Raw genomic sequence first — 22699 nt, 5'->3', positions numbered from 1 at the left:
CCGGTGATTGAAACCGGGCGGTTGTTATGGCGCAATTGGCGCGATGAGGATCGCGCATCGTTCGCGGCGATAAGCGCATCCGCGTCGCGCGGGCTGTTTGTCACGACGATCCTGACCGGATCGTTCCTGCTGTTCCTGATCCAGCCGATGGTGGCACGGATGGCGCTGCCGCGATTGGGCGGCGCGCCCAATGTCTGGAACAGCGCGATGCTGGTCTATCAGGCGCTGCTGCTGGGCGGCTACTGGTATGCACACAGGCTGTCCAAGCTGGTGCTGCGGCGCCAGACCCAGATCCACCTTGGCCTGTTTGCGCTGGCCGCGCTGACCCTGCCGGTGTCGCTGGCCAATCTGGCCCCGCCGCAGCCCGGAACCGAGGTGTGGTGGGTGCCTCTGCTGTTCGCGCTCAGCATCGGGCCGGTGTTTTTTGTGGTTTCAGCGCAGGCCCCGCTGATGCAGCGCTGGTATGCGCTGCATCCCGGCGCCGGTCAGCCCTGGGCGCTCTATGCGGCATCGAACCTGGGCAGCTTCGGCGGATTGATCGCTTATCCATTGCTGGCCGAACCGCTGCTGACCTTGCGCCAGCAGGCCTGGGCGTGGAGCCTGGGCTATCTGGTGCTGCTGGTCCTCATCGCCCTTTCCGCGCGAGCGCGCCGGGGGCAGCTTTCATCACAAGGTATCATGATACCGCAACCATCAGAAACCGGCAGAATTTCGCGACGTAGTTTTGCAATTTGGACTGCGCTGGCGGCGATTCCATCGGGCTTGATGCTGTCCACCACCACCCACCTTACCACCGATGTCTTCGCGATGCCGCTGCTCTGGGTGCTGCCTTTAGGGCTCTATCTGCTCAGTTTCGTGATTGCTTTTGCCGATTGGCGCGGCCCGGCCCGGCTGGTTTCAGCGCTGGCCTGGCTTGGGATCCTGTCGGCTGGCGGGATGGCGGCTGTCTCTTACGGCTGGATGGGCGTGGTGCCGCTGCTGTGCAGTGTCGTGCTGTTGTTCCTGCTCTGCACGGCGCTCCATGCGCGGCTTTATGATCTACGGCCAGATCCGCAGCACCTCACCACATTTTATCTGGCCATGTCAGCGGGCGGGGCGCTTGGCGGATTGTTCACCGCGCTGATTGCCCCGCTGGCTTTCGACTGGGTCTGGGAATATCCGCTGCTGGTCCTTGCTGCGGCGATGCTCTTGCCGCGCGGATTGCTGCCCGATTGGCGCAATGCCCCCGGGCTCGATCCGGCGATGCGCTGGATGGCGCTGGGCGCCTTGGTGCTGAGCGCTGCCGTGATGGTCTGGATGCTCTATCAGGCCAATCTCTATGTTGAGGGCCGCCCGCAGCGGTGGCCGCTTGCGGCATTGCTGGTGCTGGCCGGGCTGGCGCTGGTTCCGTGGCGCGGATTGGCGGCCATGACGCTGGGCGGGATCATGCTGGCGCAGGGCGGGCTGGATACCCTGGCCGAAAGCCAGACGGGCAATCGCTCGCGCAGCTACTTCGGGATCTACACCGTACGCGAGCACCCCGAGACGCGCCGCCGCACCCTGCTTCACGGCACCACCGCGCATGGGGTGCAATCAACCGATCCGGCGCGCCGCCGCACCCCGCTGGCCTATTATGGGCCCAGTTCGGGCGCGGGTATCGTGTTTTCCCACCCGCGCGAACTGGTGGGCAGTGGGGCCCATTTCGGGGTGCTGGGGCTGGGCGCCGGTTCGCTTGCGTGTTTCCGCCAGAACGATCAGCGGTTGACCGCGTTTGAAATCGATCCGGCGGTTCTCGCCCTCTCGCGCCAGCGCACCTTCACCTATCTCGAAGACTGTGCACCGCAGGCCAGGGTTGTACTGGGCGATGCCCGGCTCGAACTCGCGCGGGAGCCGAAGGGCAGCTATGATTTGCTGGCGATCGATGCTTTCTCATCGGATTCGGTGCCGATGCACCTGTTCACGCATGAAGCCTTCGGGGTCTACCTTGATGCGCTTAGCCCCAGGGGCGTGATGATGGTTCACATCTCGAACAATTTTATCGATCTGGAACCGGCGCTGGCGGCAGAGCTTGCGGCGCGCGGTCTTGTCGCCGCGCTGCGCGAGGATAATCCCGCCGATACGGCAGACTATTGGCCAACCAGCTGGGTTGCAGTCAGCCGTGATCCCGCCCAGATTGCCAAAATCAAGGCGCTGGCCCCGCAGCACGCGTGGCGCAGCCTGGGCAAACCGGCACCGCAGGTCTGGCGCGATGACTATGCCTCGATCCTGCCCTATGTAACCTGGACCAACTTTTTGGGGATCCGATGATCATGCAACGACCCGATACCACCATCATGGCTTTCGGCGGCAAGGCCCCGCGGATCCATGATAGCGCCTTTATCGCGCCGGGCTGCCGGATCATCGGCGATGTCGAGATCGGCCCAGATGCCAGCATCTGGTACAATTGCGTGATCCGCGGCGATGTTACCAAAGTGGTGATCGGCGCGCGCACCAATGTGCAGGATGGCAGCGTGATCCACTGCGATGGCCCAATGCCGGGCGCGCCCGCCGGCTTCCCGACACTGATCGGGGATAATGTGCTGATCGGCCATATGGCGATGATCCACGGCACCGTAATTGAGGACAAGGGCTTCGTCGGCTTCGCCGCGCAGACTATGAACGGCTGCGTGATCGAGGCCGAAGGGATGCTGGCAGCCGGCGCGCTGTTGGCGCCGGGCAAACGGATCCCGGCGCGGCAATTGTGGACCGGCCGCCCGGCGATTTTCATGCGCGATCTGGATGACAGGGCGATTGCCGGGTTGCAGATGGGCGTTGCCCATTATGTTGAAAATGCGCGCGCCCACGCCGCGCTTTACAATGGCAAAATGGATGGCTCGCCCGAAAGCTGAATTTCCGCCAGCCGCCGCAATCCGGGCGCTGGCCGACAGCCAGGGCCGGTTGGCGCTCAAGGTAACACCGGGCGCACGCAGCGAAGCGATTGAACTGGGATCAGGGGTGCTGCTGATCAAAGTGCGGACCAAGCCGCAGGATGGCAAGGCCAACGATGCGGTCATTGCCGTGCTGGCCGCCGCGCTTGGCACAGCGCCATCGCGCATCACCTTGCTGCGCGGTTCGACTGGCCGCGACAAGCTGGTGCAGCTCGAAATTTCCTAACGCTCGGGTGGCTGCCAGGCATCGGCTTCAAGCTGCCGGTCGCGCAGGCGCAAGGCCAGCCCCAGGCCAACGCCAACGCCAATAGCAACGGTCAGATCGCTCAGCACAGTCAGCACCATGGTAACCAGCAGCAGTACCCGGTCGCCAATCGGGGTGGCCCAGTATCCGGCCCATTTGTGCGGCTCGCTCATATTCCAGGCGGTGGTCAGCAACAAGGCTGCCAGCGCCGGCATGGCAAGGTATCCAGCCAGCGGGGCGGCAATCATCATGACCGCCAGGATGGCAGCAGCATGGACCAGGCCGGCAACCGGGGTTGTCGCCCCGGCGCGCACATTGGTCGCAGTCCGGGCAATCGCTCCGGTCGCGGGCAAGCCGCCAAACAGCGCAGAGCCGATATTGGCCCAGCCCTGGGCCAGCACTTCGGCATTGGGCCGATGCCTGCCTTCGATCATCCGGTCGGCGACCATCGCCGAGAGCAGCGATTCGATCGCGGCCAGGAAGGCGATTACCAGCGCCGATGGCAACAATTGGTTGAGCCGCGCCAGCGAAACCACCGGCATTGTCGGCGCCGGCAATGCCGCGGGCAATTCGCCATAGCGCGATGCAATCGTATCAACCGGCAGGTGCAACAGGGCAATCCCTGCTGAAACCGCCGCCATCGCCGCGATCAGCCCAGGAAATCGCGGAAACCTCCGCCGCAACAGGACGATCAGGACCAAAGCGCTCAATCCCATCGCCAGCGCGATCGGATTAAGGCTGGTCCGCACGGCCCACAACGCCTCCAGCTTGGCAATGAATTCAGCCGGCATGGCCCCGCCAGTCAGGCCCAGGAAATCCTTCAACTGGCTGGCGGCGATGATGATCGCGATCCCGATCGTGAACCCGTTGACCACGGCTTCGGGGACATAGGCAATCAGATTTCCAGCCTTCAGCATCCCGGCCACAACCAGGATAACTCCGGCCATCAGGGTTGCCAGAACCAGCCCGTCATAGCCATGCTGGGCAATCACGCTGTAAACCACGACGATAAATGCGCCGGTCGGTCCGCCGATCTGAACCCGGCTTCCGCCCAGCAGCGAAATCAGAAAACCGGCGACTATGGCGGTGATCAGGCCCTTTGCTGGATCAGCCCCGGAGGCAATCGCAATCGCGATGCTGAGCGGCAAGGCTACCATCGCCACGGTCAGGCCAGCCAAGGCATCGGCGGCAAACTGCGCGGCGGTATAGCCGGGCAGGGTGGACAGCAGTTTGGGCTTCATAGGCGAGCCTGTTAAGGCTGACTTGCAGCCTTGGCAATTATTCGCGCGCCATGCCGCGGGCCATTCGGCCCAGCACATCGGCCATGGCATTGGCAATCTCGCGGTCGGCCAGATCGGTTTCGGCAATCGCGCGGGTCATCGCGTCTGCCCATTGGTCAGCGGTCTGGCGGCCGATCGGGAAAGGAGCGTGCATGCTCATCATGCATTTTCCGGGATTGGCTTCAAACCAGTCGCGCGGGCCGCCGGCCCAGCCGGCCAGAAACTGCGGCAGCAACGCGCGCATCATCGATAGATCGGGCGCATGCATCGCGCGCAGATCGGCATAGGCCGGATCCTGGTCCATCAGGTCATAGAAGCGTTCGCAAATTGCCTGCAGCGTCGGATGGCCGCCGACCCGTTCAAACGGACTGTCAGCCAAGACTTGTGAATTTTCGGCATCACGCACGCGCTCATTCTCCCGCAGGCGGCATTTCAACCCCCGCCCTAGCGGCGCTGATCAGCCGGGGAATTGATTGCGGTCAATCAGTCGCTCTCGCCGCTTGGTTCCTGGGTCGCTTTGGGTTTGCGCTTTGGCTTTGGCTTGGCCGCAGGCGCTTCGGCAGCCTTCTTCGTCCGTTTGTCCAATTTGGGCGGGGCCGGGGTCAGTTCAAATGCCAGCACCTCGTCCTTGACGCTGACATGCACCTCGCCGCCGTGCCGCAGTTTGCCGAACAACAGCTCTTCGGCCAGTGGCTGCTTGACCTTTTCCTGGATCAGCCGGGCCATCGGCCGCGCGCCATAAAGCTTGTCATAGCCGCGCTTGCCCAGCCATTCGCGGGCGTCGCCATCGAATTGGATATGCACGTTCTGTTCGGCCAGTTGCAGTTCCAGCTGAAGCATGAATTTTTCGACCACCCGGGCGATCACCTCGGTGCCCAGATAGGCGAACGGCACGATCGCATCCAGCCGGTTGCGAAATTCCGGGCTGAACATCTTCTTGACCGCTTCGTCACCGGCATCGGCCTTGGATACATCACCAAACCCGATCCCCTGCCGCGCCATGTCACTGGCCCCGGCATTGGTGGTCATGATCAGCACAACATTGCGGAAGTCGACAGTTTTGCCGTGGTGATCGGTCAGCCGGCCGTTGTCCATTACCTGCAGCAGGATGTTGAACAGATCGGGGTGGGCCTTTTCGATTTCGTCGAGCAGCAACACGCAGTGCGGCTGCTGATCGATCGCATCGGTCAAAAGGCCGCCCTGATCATAGCCGACATAGCCGGGAGGCGCGCCGATCAGCCGCGAAACTGAATGGCGCTCCATATATTCCGACATGTCGAACCGCTGGATCGGGATGCCCATGATGCTGGCAAGCTGCTTGGCCACTTCGGTCTTGCCGACGCCGGTCGGGCCGGAAAACAGGAAAGAGCCGATCGGCTTTTCCAGATCGCGAAGGCCTGCGCGGCTAAGCTTCATCGCGCTGGACAGCACTTCGATCGCCTGATCCTGTCCGAACACAACCCGCTTGAGGTCCTTTTCAAGGTGTTCCAGCGCTTGCCGGTCATCGCTTGAGACCGATTTGGGCGGAATTCGCGCCATGGTGGCGATCACCATTTCAATCTCGCGCGCGGTAATCGTCTTTTTGCGGCGGCTGGGCGGGACCAGCATCTGCATTGCGCCCACTTCGTCGATCACGTCGATCGCCTTGTCGGGCAATTTGCGATCATTGATGTAGCGCGCCGAAAGCTCAACCGCGGTCTTGATCGCATCAGCGGTATATTTGACCTTGTGGTGTTCCTCGAAGGCGCTGCGCAGGCCTTTGAGGATCTTGATCGTATCCTCGATCGTCGGTTCGTTCACGTCGATCTTCTGGAACCGGCGCAGCAGCGCGCGGTCCTTTTCGAAGTGATTGCGAAATTCCTTATAGGTGGTCGATCCAATGCAGCGGATCGACCCGCCCGACAAGGCTGGCTTCAGCAGGTTCGATGCATCCATCGCCCCGCCGCTGGTTGCCCCGGCGCCGATCACGGTGTGAATTTCATCGATGAACAGCACCGCATCGGGCATCTTCTCAAGCTCGTTCACAACCTGCTTGAGCCGTTCCTCAAAATCGCCGCGATAGCGCGTTCCGGCCAGAAGCGCGCCCATATCGAGCGAATAGATCACAGCATTTTCAAGTACTTCGGGAACCTCGCCCTCAATAATCTTGCGGGCCAAACCCTCGGCAATCGCCGTTTTGCCTACGCCCGGATCGCCAACATAAAGCGGATTGTTCTTGCTGCGCCGGCACAGGATCTGGATCGTCCGATCAACCTCGGGCCCGCGCCCGATCAGCGGATCGACCTTTCCGGCCTGGGCTTTTTCGTTGAGATTGACGCAGAACTGGTCGAGCGCGGAATCCTTTTTGCCGTCTTTGGCAGTGCCCTTGTCCTCAGGTTGGGGCGCCTCGGGGGTATCGCTGCCCTTGGGGGTGCGATCCTCGATCCGCTTGCCGCCCTTGCCGATCCCGTGGCTGATAAAGCTTACCGCATCAAGCCGGGTCATGTCCTGTTGCTGGAGGAAATAGACCGCATAGCTATCGCGCTCAGAAAACAGGGCGACCAGCACGTTCGCGCCGGTCACGGTGTCTTTGCCAGAGCTTTGGACGTGCAGGATTGCGCGCTGGATCACCCGCTGGAATCCCGCCGTTGGCGAAGGATCGCCCTTGGCCTCGGTTTTCAGCGACTGGTATTCCTGATCGAGGTATTGCTTAACCACTTCGGTCAGCTCGGCCAGTTCAACACCGCAGGATTGCATCACTTGCGCGGCATCGGCATCATCGATCAGCGCCAGCAGCAGGTGCTCAAGCGTGGCATATTCATGCGCGCGTTCGGACGCATTGGCGAGCGCCGCGTGCAGCGTCTTTTCAAGGCTCTGGGCGAAACTGGGCATCTAATCTGGTCTCCGCTGGGGGGTAGACACGCCGGACGGTGAATTTGGCACTTCCGGGGAGTATGAGCAAACAGGGTTAACCAAACCTATATGGGATGCCCCCGCCGGTTCGAAAAGGGCAATCCGCGCCATCAATCTGGCCGGCGGCCAAAAAGCGCATCGGCGGCGCTGCGGTGCGCGGCGGCCTTGTCGCGGTGGCCTTTGATCCGGGCGATTTCCGCCTCAAGCAAGGCAATCCGTTCGCCCAGCTCATCCTGCGAATAGGGATCGAGGCTTTCCTTGGCCAGTGCGGCGGCGGCATCGCCTTTGGGTCGGGGCAGGTCTTCATCCATGATCGGTCCAGAATCGGACGCTGCGGCCTTGCTGTCAACCACGCCAGCAGCTAGGGCGGAAAAACACTGGGCGGCAGCAGGCAGGGATAGGCAAATGGTTGATTCGCTTCCAGAAACCATGATGGCGGCCGGGTATGATGCGCCCGGCGGGCCCGAAGTTTTGCGGCTGGAAGAACTGCCGGTGCCCCGCCCCGCCCCGGACGAAGTGCTGATCAAGGTGGCCTTTGCCGGGGTAAACCGGCCCGATGTGATCCAACGCATGGGCTTTTATCCGCCCCCGCCGGGCGCCTCGCCGCTGCCGGGGCTTGAAGTTTCGGGCACTATCGCGGCGCTGGGTGAAGGCGTGACGGCATGGCTGCCGGGGCAAAAGGTTTGCGCCCTCGCCCCAGGCGGTGGTTACGGCGAATATTGCCTGGTTCCGGCCGGGCATTGCCTGCCGGTGCCCGCCGGATTGGCAATGGATGAAGCCGCGGCGCTCCCCGAAACGCTGTTTACCGTATGGCATAACGTGTTTGAGCGCGGCTATGCCCGCGAAGGCGAAACGCTGCTGGTTCATGGCGGCACCAGCGGGATCGGCACAATGGCAATCATGCTGGCCAAACACTTCGGGCTGACCGTGATTGTCACTTGCGGCGGGGCCAGCAAATGCGCTGCCGCACTGGCAATCGGCGCCGATCACGCAATCGATTACAAGGCCCAGGATTTTGTGGCCGAAGTGGCGCGGATCACTGGGGGCAAAGGGGTGGAGATCGTGCTCGATATGGTTGCGGGCGATTACGTGCCGCGCAATCTGCAGTGTCTGGCCGATGATGGCCGCCATATCACCATTGCGGTTCAGGGCGGGCTACAGGCAAGCGTCAGCATGGTGGAGATCATGCGCCGCCGCCTGACCATGACCGGATCGACCCTGCGCCCGCGCTCAGACGCGTTCAAGGCGCTGCTCGCCCAGGAAATCCGCGAAGTGGCTTGGCCGCTGGTCGAAAACGGCAAACTGCGCCCGATCATGGACCAGACCTTTGCCTTGGCCGATGCCGATCAGGCCCATGCCCGGATGGAAGCTGGCAGCCATATTGGCAAGATCGTGCTCAAAGTGGGTTGAGAGTTGCCCTTGGCCAAGAACTGGCCTAGATGACCCCGCGAACGGCCGCTCCGCAAGGGGCGGCCCTATCTATTTCAACCGGAGAAAACCCGTGTCCCAGCCAACCCCGCTTATGCCGCATGCAACCGCTTCCTGGCTGGTTGATAATACCGCGCTGGGCTTTGAACAGATCGCCGAATTTTGCGGCCTGCATATCCTGGAAGTGCAGGCGATGGCTGATGATCTGGCCAGCAGCAAGTACACCGGGCGCGATCCGGTTCGCTCGGGCGAGCTGACCATGGCCGAGATTGAAAAGGGCCAGGCCGATCCTGCCTATTCGCTGGTGATGCAAAAGGCTCCGGCGCAAGTCAGCCGCACCAAAGGCCCGCGCTATACGCCGGTTTCGAAGCGCCAGGACAAGCCCGATGGCATCGCCTGGATCCTCAAGAGCCACCCCGAAATTTCGGATGCGCAGATCGGCAAGCTGATCGGCACCACCCGCAACACCATCTCTGCAATCCGCGATCGCAGCCACTGGAACATTGCCAACATCCAGCCCAAGGACCCGGTGACCCTGGGCCTGTGCAGCCAGCGCGAACTTGATGCGATTGTGGCCAAGGCGGCCAAGAAGGCTGGACTGCAAGATCTGGCCGGCGACGATGCGCGGCTTGGTGATGATCGCGAAGCCCTGATTGAAGAGCTGCGCGCCGAACGCGAAGCCCAGACCAAGGCCGCCAGCGAAGCCGCCCAGGAAGCCGAAGCGGCAGCCTGGCTTGAGGCGAAGCGCGCAGCAGAGGCGGCTGGCGAGGAATAGGCCCCTCAAAAATCGCTACCCATCCTGCGCGAATGGGTTAGGCCTTAGGTCGTGAGCGAAGATGATCCAATGACTGAACCCTGGCTTGCGCATTATGCGCATGCCAGCGGCTGGGCGCTTGATCTGCCGCCGCTCTCGCTGCCCGAAATGTTCAACCAAGCAATGTTGGCCCATCCGGACCGGCCGCTGGTGGATTTTCTGGGGCGGAAGTACAGCTATGTGGCGCTCTACCAGCAAGCCCAGGCCTTCGCTGCCTATCTGCAGATGATGGGGGGGATTGGGCGCGGTGACCGGATCGGGCTCTATCTGCCCAATGTCCCGATCTATATTGCGGCTTATTATGGCGCAGCCATGATTGGGGCGACACTGGTCAATTTCAGCCCGCTCTACACCGCTGAAGAGCTGGCGGCGCAAGTAAGGGATTCGGGCACGCGAATACTGGTAACGCTCAATTCGAGCGCATTGCTGCCAACCGCGCTTGAGGTTCTGGGCAATTCACCGCTCGAATGGATCGTCGTGGGCGAACTTGGCCAGATGCTCGGCTGGACCAAGCGTTTGGCTCTGGCGATTCTCGGCCGGAAGGCAGTCATGCCGCTGCCCAAGCGCTGCGATGTCTTCTCCTGGTCCCAATGCCAGTTCGGTGACAAGCCGCAGCCGGTTGCGATCGATCCGGTCCGTGACATCGCCTTGCTGCAATATACCGGCGGCACAACCGGCACCCCCAAGGGGGCGATCCTGACCCACCAGAACCTGACAGCCAATGCCCGCCAGGTTGCCGCGATCGACCCCGGCAAGGGTGAGCGCGACATGATCCTGGGGGTGCTTCCGCTGTTTCATGTGTTTGCCAACACTTGCGTGCTCAACCGCACCGTGGCCAATGGCGGCTGCATCGCGATGCTGCCCCGGTTTGAGGCCGGACAGGCGCTGAAAACCCTGCAGCGGGTCAGGGCGACGGCGATGCCCGCCGTGCCAACCATGTTTCAGGCGCTGCTCGATCACCCGGCCGCAGCAAAGACCGATTTTTCCAGTCTCAGGATCTGTATTTCAGGCGGCGCGCCGCTGCCCCTGCCGCTCAAAGCCCGGTTCGAAGCGGCAACGCATGCGCGGATTGTTGAAGGCTACGGGCTGACCGAAAGTTCCGGGGTGGTATCGACCAACCCCTATGCCGGCGAAGAGCGGATCGGCACCATCGGTCAGGTCTTGCCGGGCACCCGGGTGCGCCTGCTTGACCGCGAAGATCCTGCGCGCGATGCCGCGCCGGGTGAACCGGGTGAACTGGCAGTTCAGGGCCCGCAAGTGATGCAGGGCTATTGGCAGCGGCCCGAAGCTGCCGCCAGCGCTTTTGCCCAGCGCAGCGATGGGCGGTGGCTGCGGACCGGCGATGTCGCGACGATCGATCCGGCGGGCTATGTCAAAATCGTTGACCGGATCAAGGATATGATCGCGGTCGGCGGCTTCAAGGTCTTTCCCAGCCAGGTAGAGGCCGTGCTGTTGCAGCATCCTGCCGTCAAGGAAGCGCTGGTAATCGGCGTGCCCGATGCGCGGCTTGGCGAAGTGCCGCGCGCCTTTGTAAGCCTGAACGAGGACGCAGCGGCCAGCGGCGATGACTTGCGCGATTGGCTCAACAGCCGGATCGGCAAACATGAGCGCGCCGATAGCGTGGTTGTGCGCGAAGAACTGCCCAAAACGATGGTTGGCAAGCTGGACCGAAAGGCCCTGCGCGCGGAATTGGGAATCTAGGTCCTGACCCTAGCTCGCGGCCAGGGTTACCACGGTTGCATCGTCTTCGGCGGCGCGCGGCGCGAAACGTCCGTCAACCTGGGCGCCCTGCTCAATCGTCAGCGAATCATAGTGGACATCGCCAAAAATCCGCGCGCTTTTCAGCACCACCAGATTGCGCACTGCGATTGTGCCGCGGACCGTGCCGGACAGGCGGGCGCTTTCGGCCTTTACTGCGCCAATGATCTCACCACTTTCGCCCTGGACCAGGTTGGTGCACGAAACGTCGCCTTCAACCCGGCCATCGATGTGCAAATCGGCCGAGGCGGCAATATCGCCTTTGACCTTGAGATCGGCACCAAGCACCGAGAACGTGGATTTTGACATCGAGCTACCTTGCGGAATCTGGGGCAGATGCGCTGCCGGCTTTTTGGAGAACATTGGATGCAGCCTCAAGGAAGGGGCGGGGATTGACCGGACGATCATTGATTCGCACTTCGAAATGAAGATGCGGTCCGGTTGAACGGCCGGTTGAACCGATCAGGCCAATGACATCACCCGCGGGCACTTGCTTGCCCTGAACAGTGCGAAAGCCGGACATGTGGGCATAGCGGGTGATCAGGCCATTGCCGTGATCGATCTCAACGCAGTTGCCATAGCCCGAACGCCAACCGACAAAGCTGACTGTGCCGGGTGCTGCGGCATATATCGGTGCGCCATGCGGCCCCTTGAAATCCAGCCCGGGGTGAAATTCACCGCCGCCGCCGGTAAAGGGATTGGAGCGGAACCCAAAGCCCGAAGAAATGTATTCAAGGCTGGCAGGCAGCACTTGCGGCAGTCCGGCAACAGAGCGTTCAAGCGCCTCCATCCGGGCCAGCGACAGGCCAAAGCGCTGAAACCGCGGATCGATCGAACCATCGGCTGCGGTCGCCATCATGATCAGCGGGCCACCTTGCGCAGCGCGATCGTTGATCGCACCCAGCGCCACTTCAGGGCTTACCCCCAGGCTCGCCAGCTTGGCTTCGGCAGCAGCAGCGCGGCGATCGGCCAGCCGGGTCAAACCTTCGATGAAGGCCAGTTGACGGGCTTCGATCCGCACCAATGCAGCAGCTTCGGGCGTGGCTTGAGAAACCTTTCTAACCGTTTCAGCCGCTTCGCTTGCGCTATCGCTGACGGTTTCGCCGGCCTTGGCGTCGCGTGGAAGTTCGCCCAGATGGGCCTGCACGGTCTTTTCGATGAAGTCCTGGCGGCGATTGACGGTATCGGCCTGCTTGTCGAGATCGCCGCGGTAAGCCTTGATCCGGTGTTCCGCGCTTTCCACCGCGGCCTTGCGATCAAGCATCGAGATCCGATCACGCTCTGAAATATAGCTGGCAATCGCCATTGCGGCCATGGTCAGGGCCCAGAACAAGGCCAACGACACAGCGACCCCCGCAGCGATCATCTGCGTGCGCGAAGAAACCTTGATGAAACGGACCTGACCTTCGGAACGCATGAAAAATTCGCGATCCGGAAACCAGCTCCGCAGGCGGGCTGAGAGCCTGCCAGCAGCAATGTTTGTCAAAGCGACCCCGAGTCCCTTTTGTTCCTATTGGGGGGGGCGGCTAGCAGCTTGGCAGGCAGGTGGCGAATCCTGTGTAAGCGAGAGTCGCCGAATCGAAAGACTGGCGGGTTGAATCGTTTATCGCGGGTTAAGATTGGCGGCAGGGCCAGCCGCGAATCGGCTTGGGCGATGACAAGCGCCGCGCGCGGTGTTAGGCGCGCGATCATGACCGCAGACCCCGCTACCGCCGAAACCCCAGAGTTGCTCGTCGCCAGACTGGGGCAAGCCGGCCGGGCTGCGCAGCGCGAACTGGCGCGGCTTGATCCTGAAATCATGGCGCAGGGCCTGCGGGCCGCCGCCGCCGTGCTGCGCGCAAGCGAATCGGCAATCCTGGCCGCAAATGCCCAGGATATGGCAGCCGCCAAAGCGGGCGGGCTGAGCCCGGCGATGCTGGACCGGCTGCGGCTTGATCCGGCGCGGCTGGCGGATATCGCCAATGCACTCGACGGCGTTGCGGCATTGCCCGATCCGGTTGGTGCGATCATTTCGCAGGATCATCGCCCCAATGGCCTGGTCATGGCGCGGGTGCGAATCCCGATCGGGCTGATCGGGATCATCTATGAAAGCCGCCCTAATGTGACCGCCGATGCCGCGGCATTGTGTCTGCGATCGGGCAATGCGGTGCTGCTGCGCGGCGGCAGCGAAGCGGTTCTGTCCAATCGCGCGATCCATTTGGCGCTGGTCAAGGGGCTGGTTTCGCAGGGCATTCCGGCTGATGCCGTGCAATTGGTGCCCAGTCAGGACCGGGCCATCGTGGGTGCGATGCTGACTGCAGCAGGGCTGATCGATATGATCGTGCCGCGCGGCGGAAAAAGCCTTGTCGCACGGGTTCAGGCCGATGCCCGGGTGCCGGTGCTGGCCCACCTGGACGGGATTTGCCACACCTACGTCCATTCCGCCGCCGATCCGGACAAGGCCCAGGCGATCGCGCTGAATGCCAAGCTGCGCCGGACCGGCATTTGCGGATCGATGGAGACATTGCTGCTCGATTCGCAGTTCCCTGCCAGTCAGGCAGTGGTTTCCGCATTGCTTGAGGCCGGCTGCGAACTGCGCGGCGATGCGCGGGCCTGCGCGCTCGATTCGCGGATGGTCCCAGCCAGCGCGGCGGATTGGGATACCGAATACCTCGATGCGATCCTTTCAGTTGCGGTTGTCGATGGGCTGGAAGCCGCGCTGGCCCATATCGAACAGCACGGCTCACACCACACCGACGCGGTTGTCAGCGAAGACGCTGGTATTTGCGAGCGCTTCCTGGCCGAGGTCGATAGCGCGATCGTGATGGCCAATGCCTCAACCCAGTTCGCCGATGGCGGGGAATTTGGGCTGGGAGCGGAAATCGGGATTGCCACCGGGCGGCTGCACGCGCGCGGGCCGGTGGCGCTTGAAGGGCTGACCACCTACAAATGGGTGGTTCGTGGCAACGGGCAGATAAGACCCTGAAAACCATCGGGCTTCTGGGCGGAAGCTTTAATCCCGCACACGGCGGCCACCGCCGGATAAGTCTGTTTGCGCGCGATGCCCTGGGGCTCGACGCGGTCTGGTGGCTGGTTTCGCCGGGCAATCCGCTGAAGCCCAAGGCCGGGATGGCGCCGCTGGCCGCGCGGCTTGGATCGGCCCGGCAGCAGGCGCGGCGCGCGCGGATCGTGCCCACCGCAATCGAGCGCGAACTGGGCACGCGCTTTACCATTGATACCCTGCGGCGGCTGCGGCAGCGCTACCCCAAACACCGCTTCGTGTGGCTTATGGGCAGCGATAATCTCGCCCAATTGCACCGCTGGCGCGATTGGCGCGGCATCGCCCGCACCATGCCGATTGCGGTTATTGCGCGTCCGGGCTATGAAGCCGCTGCCTGCGCGAGCCCCGCGGGGGCATGGCTTGGCCGATACCGGCGGTCTGCAGCCAGTTTGAGCAACCGGGCAGGATGGAGCGCACCCGCGCTGATCACTTTGCGATTCGATCCCGATCCGCGCTCGGCGACTGCAATTCGCCGCGCCGATCCAGATTGGGCCAGCCGGATAACTGGCGTGGCCCAGCGCGATCGTTTGACGCACCATCTCGTCGATCCCGACATCGCATGATCCATTTGCGAGCCCGCACACAGGAGCCGTTTCCGCTTACATGACGCCCAATTCCGCCGATATGGCCCAATCCTCTGCGGCTCCTGCCGCAACGCCTGCCCCGCTCCCCGCCTCGGAGCCGGGCTCGCTCCACGAACTCGTGCTGAAGTCGCTTGATGACGACCAGGCCCAGGAGCTGGTTTCAATTCCCCTCGAAGGCAAAAGCTCGATCGCTGATCACATGGTGATCGCCAGCGGCCGCTCAACCCGTCAGGTCGCCGCGATGGCGCAAAAGCTGGCTGAACGGATCAAGCACGGCGGCTTTGGCCACTCCCGGATCGAAGGCCTGCCCGCTGCCGATTGGGTGCTGATCGATGCCGGCGATATTGTCGTCCATCTGTTCCGCCCCGAAGTGCGTACCTTCTACAATCTTGAACGGATGTGGGCCTTTGGAGATTCAGGTTCTGCCTGAAGAATTCCATGCGCCTGCATATCATTGCCAGAGGTAAAATCGGCCGCTCGCCAGAGGCCGAGCTGGTTGATCGGTATATCAAGCGGATCGGCTGGCCGTTCAAGCAAACCGAGCTGCCAGATGTGGGCGGAACGCTGCCCGAAGCACCTCCGCTAAGCCGCACGGTACTGCTTGATGAGCGCGGCAAGCAACTGACATCAGAGGAATTTGCCGAACTCCTTGGCAAATGGCGTGATCTTGGCGTGCGCGAGACGCGGTTCCTGATCGGCGCGGCCGATGGCCACGGTGATCTGGCCCGCAGTGAAGCCGATCTGCTGATCGCATTTGGCGCGATGACCTGGCCGCATATCATGGCCCGGGCGATGCTTGCCGAACAATTGTGGCGCGCCACCAGCATTCTTGCTGGCCATCCGTATCATCGTTCGGGATAAGAGCAGCGATGAGGTTCCGCTGGCTGATCCTGCTGTTGCCGCTTGCTGCCGTGCTGGGCTGGCAGGCGCTGGGTGCGCAGCGCTCTGCGCCCCCGATTGAAAGTGCTGAGGCGGCCGAGGCTGCGTTGCAGCGCGCCCAGCAACAAGGGGCAGAGGCCCGGGCCCGCGCCGAAGCGCTTGAAGGACAGGCCGCAACTACGGCAGCCGCCGCCGATCGGACCCGCCAGGAAGCCGCCGCATTGGCGGCCCGGGTTCAGGAAGCCGAAGCCCAGATTGCGGTCAATTCCGCCCAGATCCGGATCATTGCCGGCCAGCAAGCTGCCCTGGGGCGCGAACTGGCCGCAAAGCAGCGCCCACTGGTTGAATTGACCGCGGCGCTACAGCGGCTCTCACGCCGGCCACCGCTGCTCTCGCTGCTGCGGCCTGGATCGCTTAAGGATACGGTTTATCTGCGCGCGGTGCTGGAAACGATCCTGCCCGAAGTAGCCCGCAGAACCGCTGGCCTGCGCGGTGCGATCGCGCGGGCGCGTGCGCTTCAGCGCAAGGCTGAACAGGCCAATCTGGCGCTGCGCACCAATCAGGCAGAGCTGGCCCGGCGCCGCGAACAGCTGGCCAAGCTTGAAGCCAGTCAGGTGCTGGCGTCGCGCGAGGCAAGCGGCGCCGCGCAGCGCGAGGCTGACCGGGCCCTGGGGCTGAGCGAACAGGCCCGCGATCTGACATCATTGGTGGGCGAACTGGGCAAGGCTGGCGCGCTGCGCGAAGCACTGGCCGCGCTGCCCGGCCCGGTGCTGCGCCCGGCCCAGCCCGGAATGGCGCAAACCGCGCCTGATCCTGCTGTGCCCGGCGCTGCTGCCACGGGCGCTCCGCCGCGCTATTTGCTGCCAGTCACAGGCCGCTTGATTGCAGGCTTTGGGGCAGAACAGCCGGGGCGGCCACAATCGCGCGGATTAACCCTGGCCGCCGGTGATCAGGCCCAGGTGGTGGCGCCCGGTGCCGGCCGCGTGGCCTTTGCCGGACCATTCCAGGGTTACGGCCTGATCGTGATCCTTGAACACGGCGGCGGCTGGACTTCGCTGGTAACCGGGCTGACCGGGCTTGATTGCCGGGTTGGCCAACAAGTGGTGGCAGGATCGCCGATTGGCCGGCTTGGCGCCGGCAATGCCGTGCTCACGCTAGAGCTGCGCCGAGCCGGGCAACCGGTCAATCCGCTTGAATATTTGCGCAACTAGGCGAATTGGTGATGCACGCGCCATCTGGTGTTAAGGCATCAGGCGCGATAAACAGGTCGTCAGCGACGCATCCATTTTCAGGAAAGCACCCAGAACGATGAAAACCTTGCCCCTGCTGCGCGCAGCCCTGCTTACCGGTGTTGTAGCGCTGCTACCGGCCACCACAGCAGGTCTTGCTGCGATCGACAGCCGCACTTCGGGCGGGTTCGAGCGGCTTGAAACGGTCTATCGGCTGGTTCGCCAATACTACGTTGAGCAAACCGACGACGCCAAGCTGGAAGAAGGCGCGATCGACGGCATGCTAAGCTCGCTCGATCCGCATTCGTCCTACCTGTCGGGCGCAACGATGCAGCGGCTCAACACAATGATCGATGGGGAATATTCAGGCCTGGGCCTGTCGGTGGTGATGGATGACGGCGCGGTCAAGGTTGTGGCGCCGATGCGCGGCAGCCCGGCCGAAGCCGCCGGGGTCAAGGCCGGGGACTTTATCACCCACCTGGATGGCAAGCTGATCTATGGCGGCGAACTGGACGATGCGGTTTCGCAGATGCGCGGCGAAGCCGGGACCAAGATCAGGCTGACGATCTTCCGTTCGGGCCGCGAACAACCGTTTGACGTTACCGTGACCCGCGGAACGATCAAACTGGAAGCTGTCACCTGGGAGCTGAAGGAAGGCGTCGGGGTTATCACCGTCAACGAGTTCAGCCACGATATTGCTGCTGAAGTGAACAAGGGCGTCCTGGATCTGAAGCGCCAGGCTGGCGGCAACCTTGAAGGGTTGATCCTTGATCTGCGCCAGAACCCCGGCGGAGAGCTGGGCGAAGCTGTTGCGCTATCCGATCTGTTCGTCACGCAAGGCGATATCGTCTCGCAGCGCGGCCGCAACAAAAGCGAGGATGAATACTTCAAGGCCGAAAGCGTCTTTCCTGGCGATGCCGCCAAGGGCCTGCCGCTGATCGTGCTGATCGATGCCGGTTCGGCTTCGGCTTCTGAAATCGTTGCCGGCGCGTTGCAGGACCTGCACCGGGCATTGATCATGGGTGAGCGCAGCTTTGGCAAGGGCTCGGTCCAATCGCTGTTCTTCCTTGATCGCAAACGGTCCAGCGCGGTCAAGATCACCACGGCGCGGTATTACACGCCGCTGGGCCGCTCGGTTCAGGAAGGCGGGATCATCCCCGATATCCGCGTCCCGCAGCTCAGCGATCCCGATGTCCGCCGCCGGGCCGAACTGACCGTGCGTGAAAGCGATCTGCGCCGCCATCTGGTCAATGAGGCCGGGCTTGATGACAAGAAGCTGGAATCCGATCGGCAAGAAGATCCTCGCTTCAAGCTTTCAGCAGACGAATTGAAGGCCAAGGGGATCAAGGACTATCAGCTGTTCTACGCGATCCAGACCGTTCACCGCACGGCGGTGCGGGGCCGGCGGCGCTGATCGTGCTGCCGATCGGTGAACCGGCGGCCCGCGCTGCGCGGCTGCTGGCCTTGGCGGTGCCTGCGGCGCTGCTGGGCGGGGCCTATATCGGGGAGTTCATATTCGGGCTCTACCCGTGCGAGATGTGCTGGTGGCAGCGGTATGCCCACTTTGCAGCGCTGGCCTTGGCGCTATTGGCCCATGTGCACGGGTCGGTGCGGCCATCGGCCCGAACGCTGACCGCGCTGTTAACTTCGCTGGCCGGCATGGCGATCCTGTTTGCGGGGCTGATCGGGGCCTATCACGCCGGGGTGGAATATGGCTGGTGGCAAGGCTTGACCGCCTGCACCAGCGAGCTTGATCTTTCTGCCGATCCGCTTGAAGCGATTGCCAATGGACCGCTGATCCGCTGCGATCAGGTTCAGTGGGAACTGCTGGGGATCAGCCTTGCCGGGTTCAATTTCCTGATTTCGGTGCCGGCTGCGGCGCTGGTGCTGGCGCTGCTGCGCCGGGCCCAGCGGGCCCAGCCATGAATCGCGCAGCGAAAGACCGGATCTTGCGGGTCGATCAGGCCGGGGAATATGGCGCGGTGCGGATCTATGCCGGGCAGTTGGCCGTGATGGGGGATCGGGCCCCCTATTCGGGCGAGATTCGCCATATGGCCGAACAAGAGGCCGAACACCGGGCCAAGTTCGATGCATTGATCGCCCAGCGCGGCGTGCGGCCCACTGCCATGCAGCCATTCTGGCACGTGGCCGGGTTTGCGCTGGGCGCGGCGACCGCGCTGATCGGCCCAAAAGCGGCAATGGCCTGCACCGCAGCGGTTGAGGAAGAGATTGATCGCCATTACAGCGCCCAACTGGATGAACTGGGCGGCGATGATCCCGAACTATCAGGCATGATCGAACAATTCCGCGATGATGAACGCGAACACCGCGCAACTGCGCTTGCCGCCGGGGCAGAGCAGGCCCCGGCCTATCCGCTGCTGGCGGGCGCGATCCGGCTGGGCTGCCGGATGGCGATCAAACTGGCCGAGCGGATCTAGGGCCCTGACCCTTGGCTTTTTGGCGATGCTTGCTTGACGTGTGTCAGTGCAGGCACCTGCTTCATCTGTTATTCAGCGGATAAGGCCCCTATAGCCGGGCCTGACCTAGGAGACTGACCATGCGAGCAATCGCGACCATATTTGCCGTGTTGGCTGCCGGATTTTCCGCAAGCCCGATTGTTGCCCAGCAGGCGGCCGAACCCAAGGTCAACATGGTCATCGTATATGGCAACGACAAATGCCCCGAATCCGATGGCGAAACGATCGTGGTCTGTCCGCGGCTTGATGAAGGGGAACGCTATCGGATCCCGCCGTCTCTGCGCACTTCGCAAGCCCCGGCTAACGAGGCCTGGACCCAGCGCGTGCGCAGTCTTGAATATGTCGGGCAAAGCGGAACGATGAGCTGCTCGCCGGTTGGTGTTGGTGGCTGGACCGGGTGCGCTGGCCGCTTGATCGATCAGGCCTATGCCGAAAAGGCTACTGGCCCCGGGGTGCGCGCGGGTGAACTGATCGCGGCTGAGCGTGAAAAGCGGCTGGCCGGAATCGATGCCGAAGCCGCCGAAACCCAGGCTCTGGTCGAACAGCAGGAAGAACAGCTGATCGCGCGCCGCAAACTTGAGGAACAGGCCAGTGGTTTGCCAGTGCAGAGTGAACCGGCGGTTCCCGCGCCAGCTCCGGCTACCAAGCCTGACTGAAGTCTGTTTCAGTGAAGCTGAAACAGGCACCACCGGCCCGCTCCCCCTCCCGGCCGCCCATAGGATAACCTAGGATAGGGCAGCCGGGAGGAGGAGCGGGCCGGTGGTGCTTTCACGAACGTGAAACAGGCCCTGATCTAGCCCAGCGCGATATCCGGCGCGTCTTCCTGCTTCATCCCGACCAGGTGATAGCCGGCATCCACATGGTGCACTTCGCCGGTCACGCCAGAGGCAAGATCAGACAGGAAATACAGCGCCGATCCGCCAACATCCTCAATCGTCACATTGCGGCGCAGCGGTGAATTGAGCTCGTTCCATTTGAGGATATAGCGGAAATCGCCAATCCCGCTGGCCGCCAGCGTCCGGATCGGCCCGGCCGAAATTGCATTGACCCGCACGTTCTGCGGCCCAAGATCGTTGGCAAGGTATTTGACGCTGGTTTCCAGCGCAGCCTTGGCCACACCCATCACATTATAGTGCGGCACAACCTTTTCCGCGCCATAGTAAGACAGGGTCAGGATCGAGCCGCCGCCCGTCCCATCTTCATTCAGCGGCATCATGTCCTTGGCGCGCTTGGCTACTGCGACCAGCGAATAGGCCGAAATATTCATTGTCATCAGAAAGTTATCAAGGCTGGTATCATAATACCGCCCGCGCAATTCGTTCTTGTCGGAAAAGCCGATCGCGTGAACCACGAAGTCGATCGTCGGCCAGCGCGCCGCCAATGTGGCAAAGGCGGTGTCGAGCGCGGCCATATCTGATACATCGCAATCGATCAGGAAATCGGCCCCAAGGCTTTCAGCCAGCGGCCGTACCCGCTTTTCCATCACTTCGCCCTGATACGAAAAGGCCAGCTCCGCGCCCGCTTCGTGAAGCTTCTTGGCGATCCCCCAGGCCAGCGACTTGTCGTTGGCCAGGCCCATGATCAGCCCGCGTTTGCCCTGCATCAGTCCAGTCATTCGTTCTTCCCCGTCGTCGGTTCCGCGCTGGCAGTTGCGCGATTGTCGGTCTGGCCGATGATGTCCCGTTCCTCGGGGCTCTCAGCCAATGCGGCATTCAGTTCTGCGCCTACCACCATCCCTAAACCGACCAGCCAGAAAAAGAAAAGCGCGATCATTACCCCGGCCAGGCTGCCATAGGTAAGGTCATAGGTGAAAAAGCGCGCCAGCAGCACCGGCAGCGCGCGGCTGACCGCCACCCACCAGACCGTAACCAGCAGCGCGCCTGGCCATTTGGGATACTGGCGCTTGCGGTAGGCGGTTGGGGTCAGCGTGAAAAACAGCAGGTACAGCGATAGATAGATTATCGCGGGCGGCAGCAGGCTGGATGTGGTCAATGCATCGGCCAGGCCCTGCAGCCGCGGGAACCAGGCGCTGACAATTTCCTGTGCGGCCCCGATCAGCACTTGCGATAGCAGCGCGAACAGCAGCGCAATCACCGCGCCGATGATCGCAATTGTCGATATCAGCCGATAGCGCCAGAAGGCATGGACCGCGCGGGTGCCATAGGCCCGGCGCAGGATGTCGCGGATCGTCTCGACCAGACTGCCGACGGTCCACAGCCCGACCAGCCCGCCAATCCACAGCAGCCAGCCGCTGCGCGCAACGATCACATCGCGCGCAACCGGTTCGAGCGCGCGGGCCACCACCGGCGGCAGTGTTACCAGCACGGCATGGACCGAAGCCTCGCGCTGCGCGGCCTCGCCAATCAGGCTGAACACCGCGCCGATCGTAATGAAGAACGGAAACAGGGCCAGAATCGCCATATAGGCCAGGTTTCCGGCATGGATGAAGCCATCGTGATAGGCCCCCGCCCAGACCCGCGCCGCCACCTTGAACGGGCGCGTTACCCACAGCCTGCCCTGGGGCCCGATATGTTCATCATAGGTATCGCGCAGCCGCCGGGCGCGCTTGCGCCGGGCTTCTGGCGACAGATCGGGTATCGTCAGCGGCGGCAGATGGCCTTCGTCAAGCTCGCGCTCTTCCACGCCCGCCTATCCTAAACGCCCATCCGGCCGCGCAGATCACGCGGATCGCGCCAGCCGTCAAGCCGTCGGGCCAGATCTTCATCGGCTTCGGGCAACTGCACCTCCAGCGTCACCAACTGATCGGCGCGGCTGCCATCCTTGCGCGAAAAGCCCTTGCCGCCAAGCCGCAAGGTCTTGCCCGAACTCGATCCCGGCGCGATGGTCAGCATCACCGCACCATCGGCGGTGGGGACCTTGATTTTCGCGCCATTTACCGCCTCATCCAGGGTAATCGGCAGATCGACCCGCAAGTTATCGCCATCGCGGCGGAAAAACGGATGCGCCTGAAGCTGGATCGTGACGATCGCATCGCCCGCGCCGCCGGGCCCAGGTTCACCCTTGCCGGCCAGCCGCATCTGGGTTCCATCCTCTACCCCGGCGGGCAGCTTGAGATCAATCGTCTTGCCATCGGCCAAGGTGATCCGCTGGGTGGCGCGGGTTGCGGCATCGGACATCGAGACGCCCAGCATGTACTGGACATTGGCC

The 22699-nt window shown here is 62.9% G+C and carries 24 protein-coding genes; 15 read left to right on the top strand and 9 right to left on the bottom strand.

Annotation, left to right across the window (positions count from 1 at the left end; all coding sequences use genetic code 11):
* The first annotated feature begins 3 nt into the window (after window positions 1-3).
* From ABL914_RS06985 to ABL914_RS06975, 3 genes are read left to right on the top strand one after another with little or no spacing between them, the layout of a single operon-like run.
* Window positions 4-2286 carry a spermidine synthase gene (locus ABL914_RS06985; protein WP_391562449.1) on the top strand — a complete coding sequence of 761 codons (2283 nt, stop codon included), beginning with the start codon at window positions 4-6 and terminating at the stop codon, window positions 2284-2286.
* Window positions 2283-2867, top strand: a complete 585-nt coding sequence (locus tag ABL914_RS06980; protein ID WP_391562448.1) for a gamma carbonic anhydrase family protein — start codon at window positions 2283-2285, stop codon at window positions 2865-2867. The genes ABL914_RS06985 and ABL914_RS06980 overlap by 4 nt, the downstream gene beginning before the upstream one ends.
* Window positions 2848-3132: a DUF167 domain-containing protein gene (locus ABL914_RS06975; protein WP_391562447.1), complete on the top strand. Its 285-nt coding sequence runs from the start codon at window positions 2848-2850 to the stop codon at window positions 3130-3132. Before ABL914_RS06980 ends, ABL914_RS06975 begins: the two co-directional genes overlap by 20 nt.
* Here ABL914_RS06975 and ABL914_RS06970 read toward each other — a convergent pair.
* The 4 genes from ABL914_RS06970 to ABL914_RS06955 all read right to left on the bottom strand — a co-directional run bounded on the left by ABL914_RS06970 (window position 3129) and on the right by ABL914_RS06955 (window position 7633).
* Window positions 3129-4391: a SulP family inorganic anion transporter gene (locus ABL914_RS06970; RefSeq protein WP_391562446.1), complete on the bottom strand. Its 1263-nt coding sequence runs from the start codon at window positions 4389-4391 to the stop codon at window positions 3129-3131. The two genes, ABL914_RS06975 and ABL914_RS06970, sit on opposite strands and share 4 nt — an antisense overlap.
* Before the next feature lie 37 nt (window positions 4392-4428).
* The gene (locus tag ABL914_RS06965; RefSeq protein WP_391562445.1) at window positions 4429-4836 is read right to left on the bottom strand and encodes a group II truncated hemoglobin; all 408 of its coding nucleotides are present in this window, start codon (window positions 4834-4836) and stop codon (window positions 4429-4431) included.
* Window positions 4837-4913: 77 nt separating this feature from the next.
* Entirely contained in the window at window positions 4914-7301 is a 2388-nt protein-coding gene (gene clpA, locus ABL914_RS06960) for an ATP-dependent Clp protease ATP-binding subunit ClpA (RefSeq protein ID WP_391562444.1), read from the bottom strand.
* Window positions 7302-7432: 131 nt separating this feature from the next.
* Window positions 7433-7633, bottom strand: a complete 201-nt coding sequence (locus ABL914_RS06955) for a DUF1192 family protein (protein ID WP_391562495.1) — start codon at window positions 7631-7633, stop codon at window positions 7433-7435.
* A gap of 94 nt (window positions 7634-7727) precedes the next feature.
* Between ABL914_RS06955 and ABL914_RS06950 the strand changes: the two genes are divergently transcribed.
* The 3 genes from ABL914_RS06950 to ABL914_RS06940 all read left to right on the top strand — a co-directional run bounded on the left by ABL914_RS06950 (window position 7728) and on the right by ABL914_RS06940 (window position 11265).
* Window positions 7728-8732, top strand: coding sequence for an NAD(P)H-quinone oxidoreductase (locus tag ABL914_RS06950; RefSeq protein WP_391562443.1), 1005 nt, complete (start codon window positions 7728-7730; stop codon window positions 8730-8732).
* A gap of 91 nt (window positions 8733-8823) precedes the next feature.
* A complete protein-coding gene (locus tag ABL914_RS06945; protein ID WP_391562442.1) occupies window positions 8824-9525 on the top strand; it encodes a DUF1013 domain-containing protein in 702 nt (233 codons plus the stop codon).
* A gap of 69 nt (window positions 9526-9594) precedes the next feature.
* On the top strand, window positions 9595-11265 hold the full coding sequence (locus tag ABL914_RS06940; protein ID WP_391562441.1) for an AMP-binding protein: 1671 nt from the start codon (window positions 9595-9597) through the stop codon (window positions 11263-11265).
* A gap of 9 nt (window positions 11266-11274) precedes the next feature.
* On the opposite strand, the gene ABL914_RS06935 is transcribed toward ABL914_RS06940, so the two are convergent.
* Both ABL914_RS06935 and ABL914_RS06930 read right to left on the bottom strand, forming a co-directional pair.
* On the bottom strand, window positions 11275-11631 hold the full coding sequence (locus ABL914_RS06935) for a polymer-forming cytoskeletal protein (protein WP_391562440.1): 357 nt from the start codon (window positions 11629-11631) through the stop codon (window positions 11275-11277).
* A 4-nt stretch (window positions 11632-11635) separates the two neighbouring features.
* Window positions 11636-12808 (bottom strand): peptidoglycan DD-metalloendopeptidase family protein, encoded by a 1173-nt coding sequence (locus tag ABL914_RS06930; protein WP_391562439.1) that lies wholly within the window; start codon window positions 12806-12808, stop codon window positions 11636-11638.
* 204 nt (window positions 12809-13012) lie between these two features.
* Between ABL914_RS06930 and ABL914_RS06925 the strand changes: the two genes are divergently transcribed.
* The 9 genes from ABL914_RS06925 (at window position 13013) to ABL914_RS06885 (ending at window position 20187) form a co-directional block, all read left to right on the top strand.
* Window positions 13013-14287 (top strand): glutamate-5-semialdehyde dehydrogenase, encoded by a 1275-nt coding sequence (locus ABL914_RS06925; protein ID WP_391562438.1) that lies wholly within the window; start codon window positions 13013-13015, stop codon window positions 14285-14287.
* Window positions 14251-14925: a nicotinate-nucleotide adenylyltransferase gene (locus ABL914_RS06920; RefSeq protein WP_391562437.1), complete on the top strand. Its 675-nt coding sequence runs from the start codon at window positions 14251-14253 to the stop codon at window positions 14923-14925. Before ABL914_RS06925 ends, ABL914_RS06920 begins: the two co-directional genes overlap by 37 nt.
* Before the next feature lie 61 nt (window positions 14926-14986).
* The gene (rsfS, locus tag ABL914_RS06915; RefSeq protein ID WP_391562494.1) at window positions 14987-15376 is read left to right on the top strand and encodes a ribosome silencing factor; all 390 of its coding nucleotides are present in this window, start codon (window positions 14987-14989) and stop codon (window positions 15374-15376) included.
* 8 nt (window positions 15377-15384) lie between these two features.
* The gene (locus ABL914_RS06910) at window positions 15385-15807 is read left to right on the top strand and encodes a 23S rRNA (pseudouridine(1915)-N(3))-methyltransferase RlmH (protein ID WP_391562436.1); all 423 of its coding nucleotides are present in this window, start codon (window positions 15385-15387) and stop codon (window positions 15805-15807) included.
* Window positions 15808-15815: 8 nt separating this feature from the next.
* Window positions 15816-17036, top strand: a complete 1221-nt coding sequence (locus ABL914_RS06905) for a murein hydrolase activator EnvC family protein (RefSeq protein WP_391562435.1) — start codon at window positions 15816-15818, stop codon at window positions 17034-17036.
* 97 nt (window positions 17037-17133) lie between these two features.
* Complete coding sequence (locus ABL914_RS06900; protein WP_391562434.1) at window positions 17134-18468, top strand: S41 family peptidase; 1335 nt, start codon at window positions 17134-17136, stop codon at window positions 18466-18468.
* Complete coding sequence (locus tag ABL914_RS06895) at window positions 18468-18980, top strand: disulfide bond formation protein B (RefSeq protein ID WP_391562493.1); 513 nt, start codon at window positions 18468-18470, stop codon at window positions 18978-18980. The genes ABL914_RS06900 and ABL914_RS06895 overlap by 1 nt, the downstream gene beginning before the upstream one ends.
* Window positions 18977-19492 (top strand): demethoxyubiquinone hydroxylase family protein, encoded by a 516-nt coding sequence (locus ABL914_RS06890; protein ID WP_391562433.1) that lies wholly within the window; start codon window positions 18977-18979, stop codon window positions 19490-19492. Before ABL914_RS06895 ends, ABL914_RS06890 begins: the two co-directional genes overlap by 4 nt.
* Window positions 19493-19611: 119 nt before the next feature.
* On the top strand, window positions 19612-20187 hold the full coding sequence (locus ABL914_RS06885) for a hypothetical protein (RefSeq protein WP_391562432.1): 576 nt from the start codon (window positions 19612-19614) through the stop codon (window positions 20185-20187).
* A 137-nt stretch (window positions 20188-20324) separates the two neighbouring features.
* Here the strand turns inward: ABL914_RS06885 and fabI are convergent, their stop codons facing one another.
* The 3 genes from fabI to ABL914_RS06870 form a co-directional block, all read right to left on the bottom strand.
* A complete protein-coding gene (gene fabI, locus ABL914_RS06880; RefSeq protein ID WP_391562431.1) occupies window positions 20325-21146 on the bottom strand; it encodes an enoyl-ACP reductase FabI in 822 nt (273 codons plus the stop codon).
* The gene (locus ABL914_RS06875) at window positions 21143-22174 is read right to left on the bottom strand and encodes a YihY/virulence factor BrkB family protein (protein WP_391562430.1); all 1032 of its coding nucleotides are present in this window, start codon (window positions 22172-22174) and stop codon (window positions 21143-21145) included. Before ABL914_RS06875 ends, fabI begins: the two co-directional genes overlap by 4 nt.
* Before the next feature lie 11 nt (window positions 22175-22185).
* Window positions 22186-22699, bottom strand: a 514-nt coding sequence (locus ABL914_RS06870; RefSeq protein WP_391562429.1) for a DnaJ C-terminal domain-containing protein, incomplete at its 5' end; no start/stop codon positions are given.

The organism is Novosphingobium sp. (genome assembly GCF_040079535.1).
Classification (GTDB): Bacteria; Pseudomonadota; Alphaproteobacteria; order Sphingomonadales; family Sphingomonadaceae; genus Novosphingobium.
This window is presented reverse-complemented; position numbering and strand designations above follow the sequence as displayed.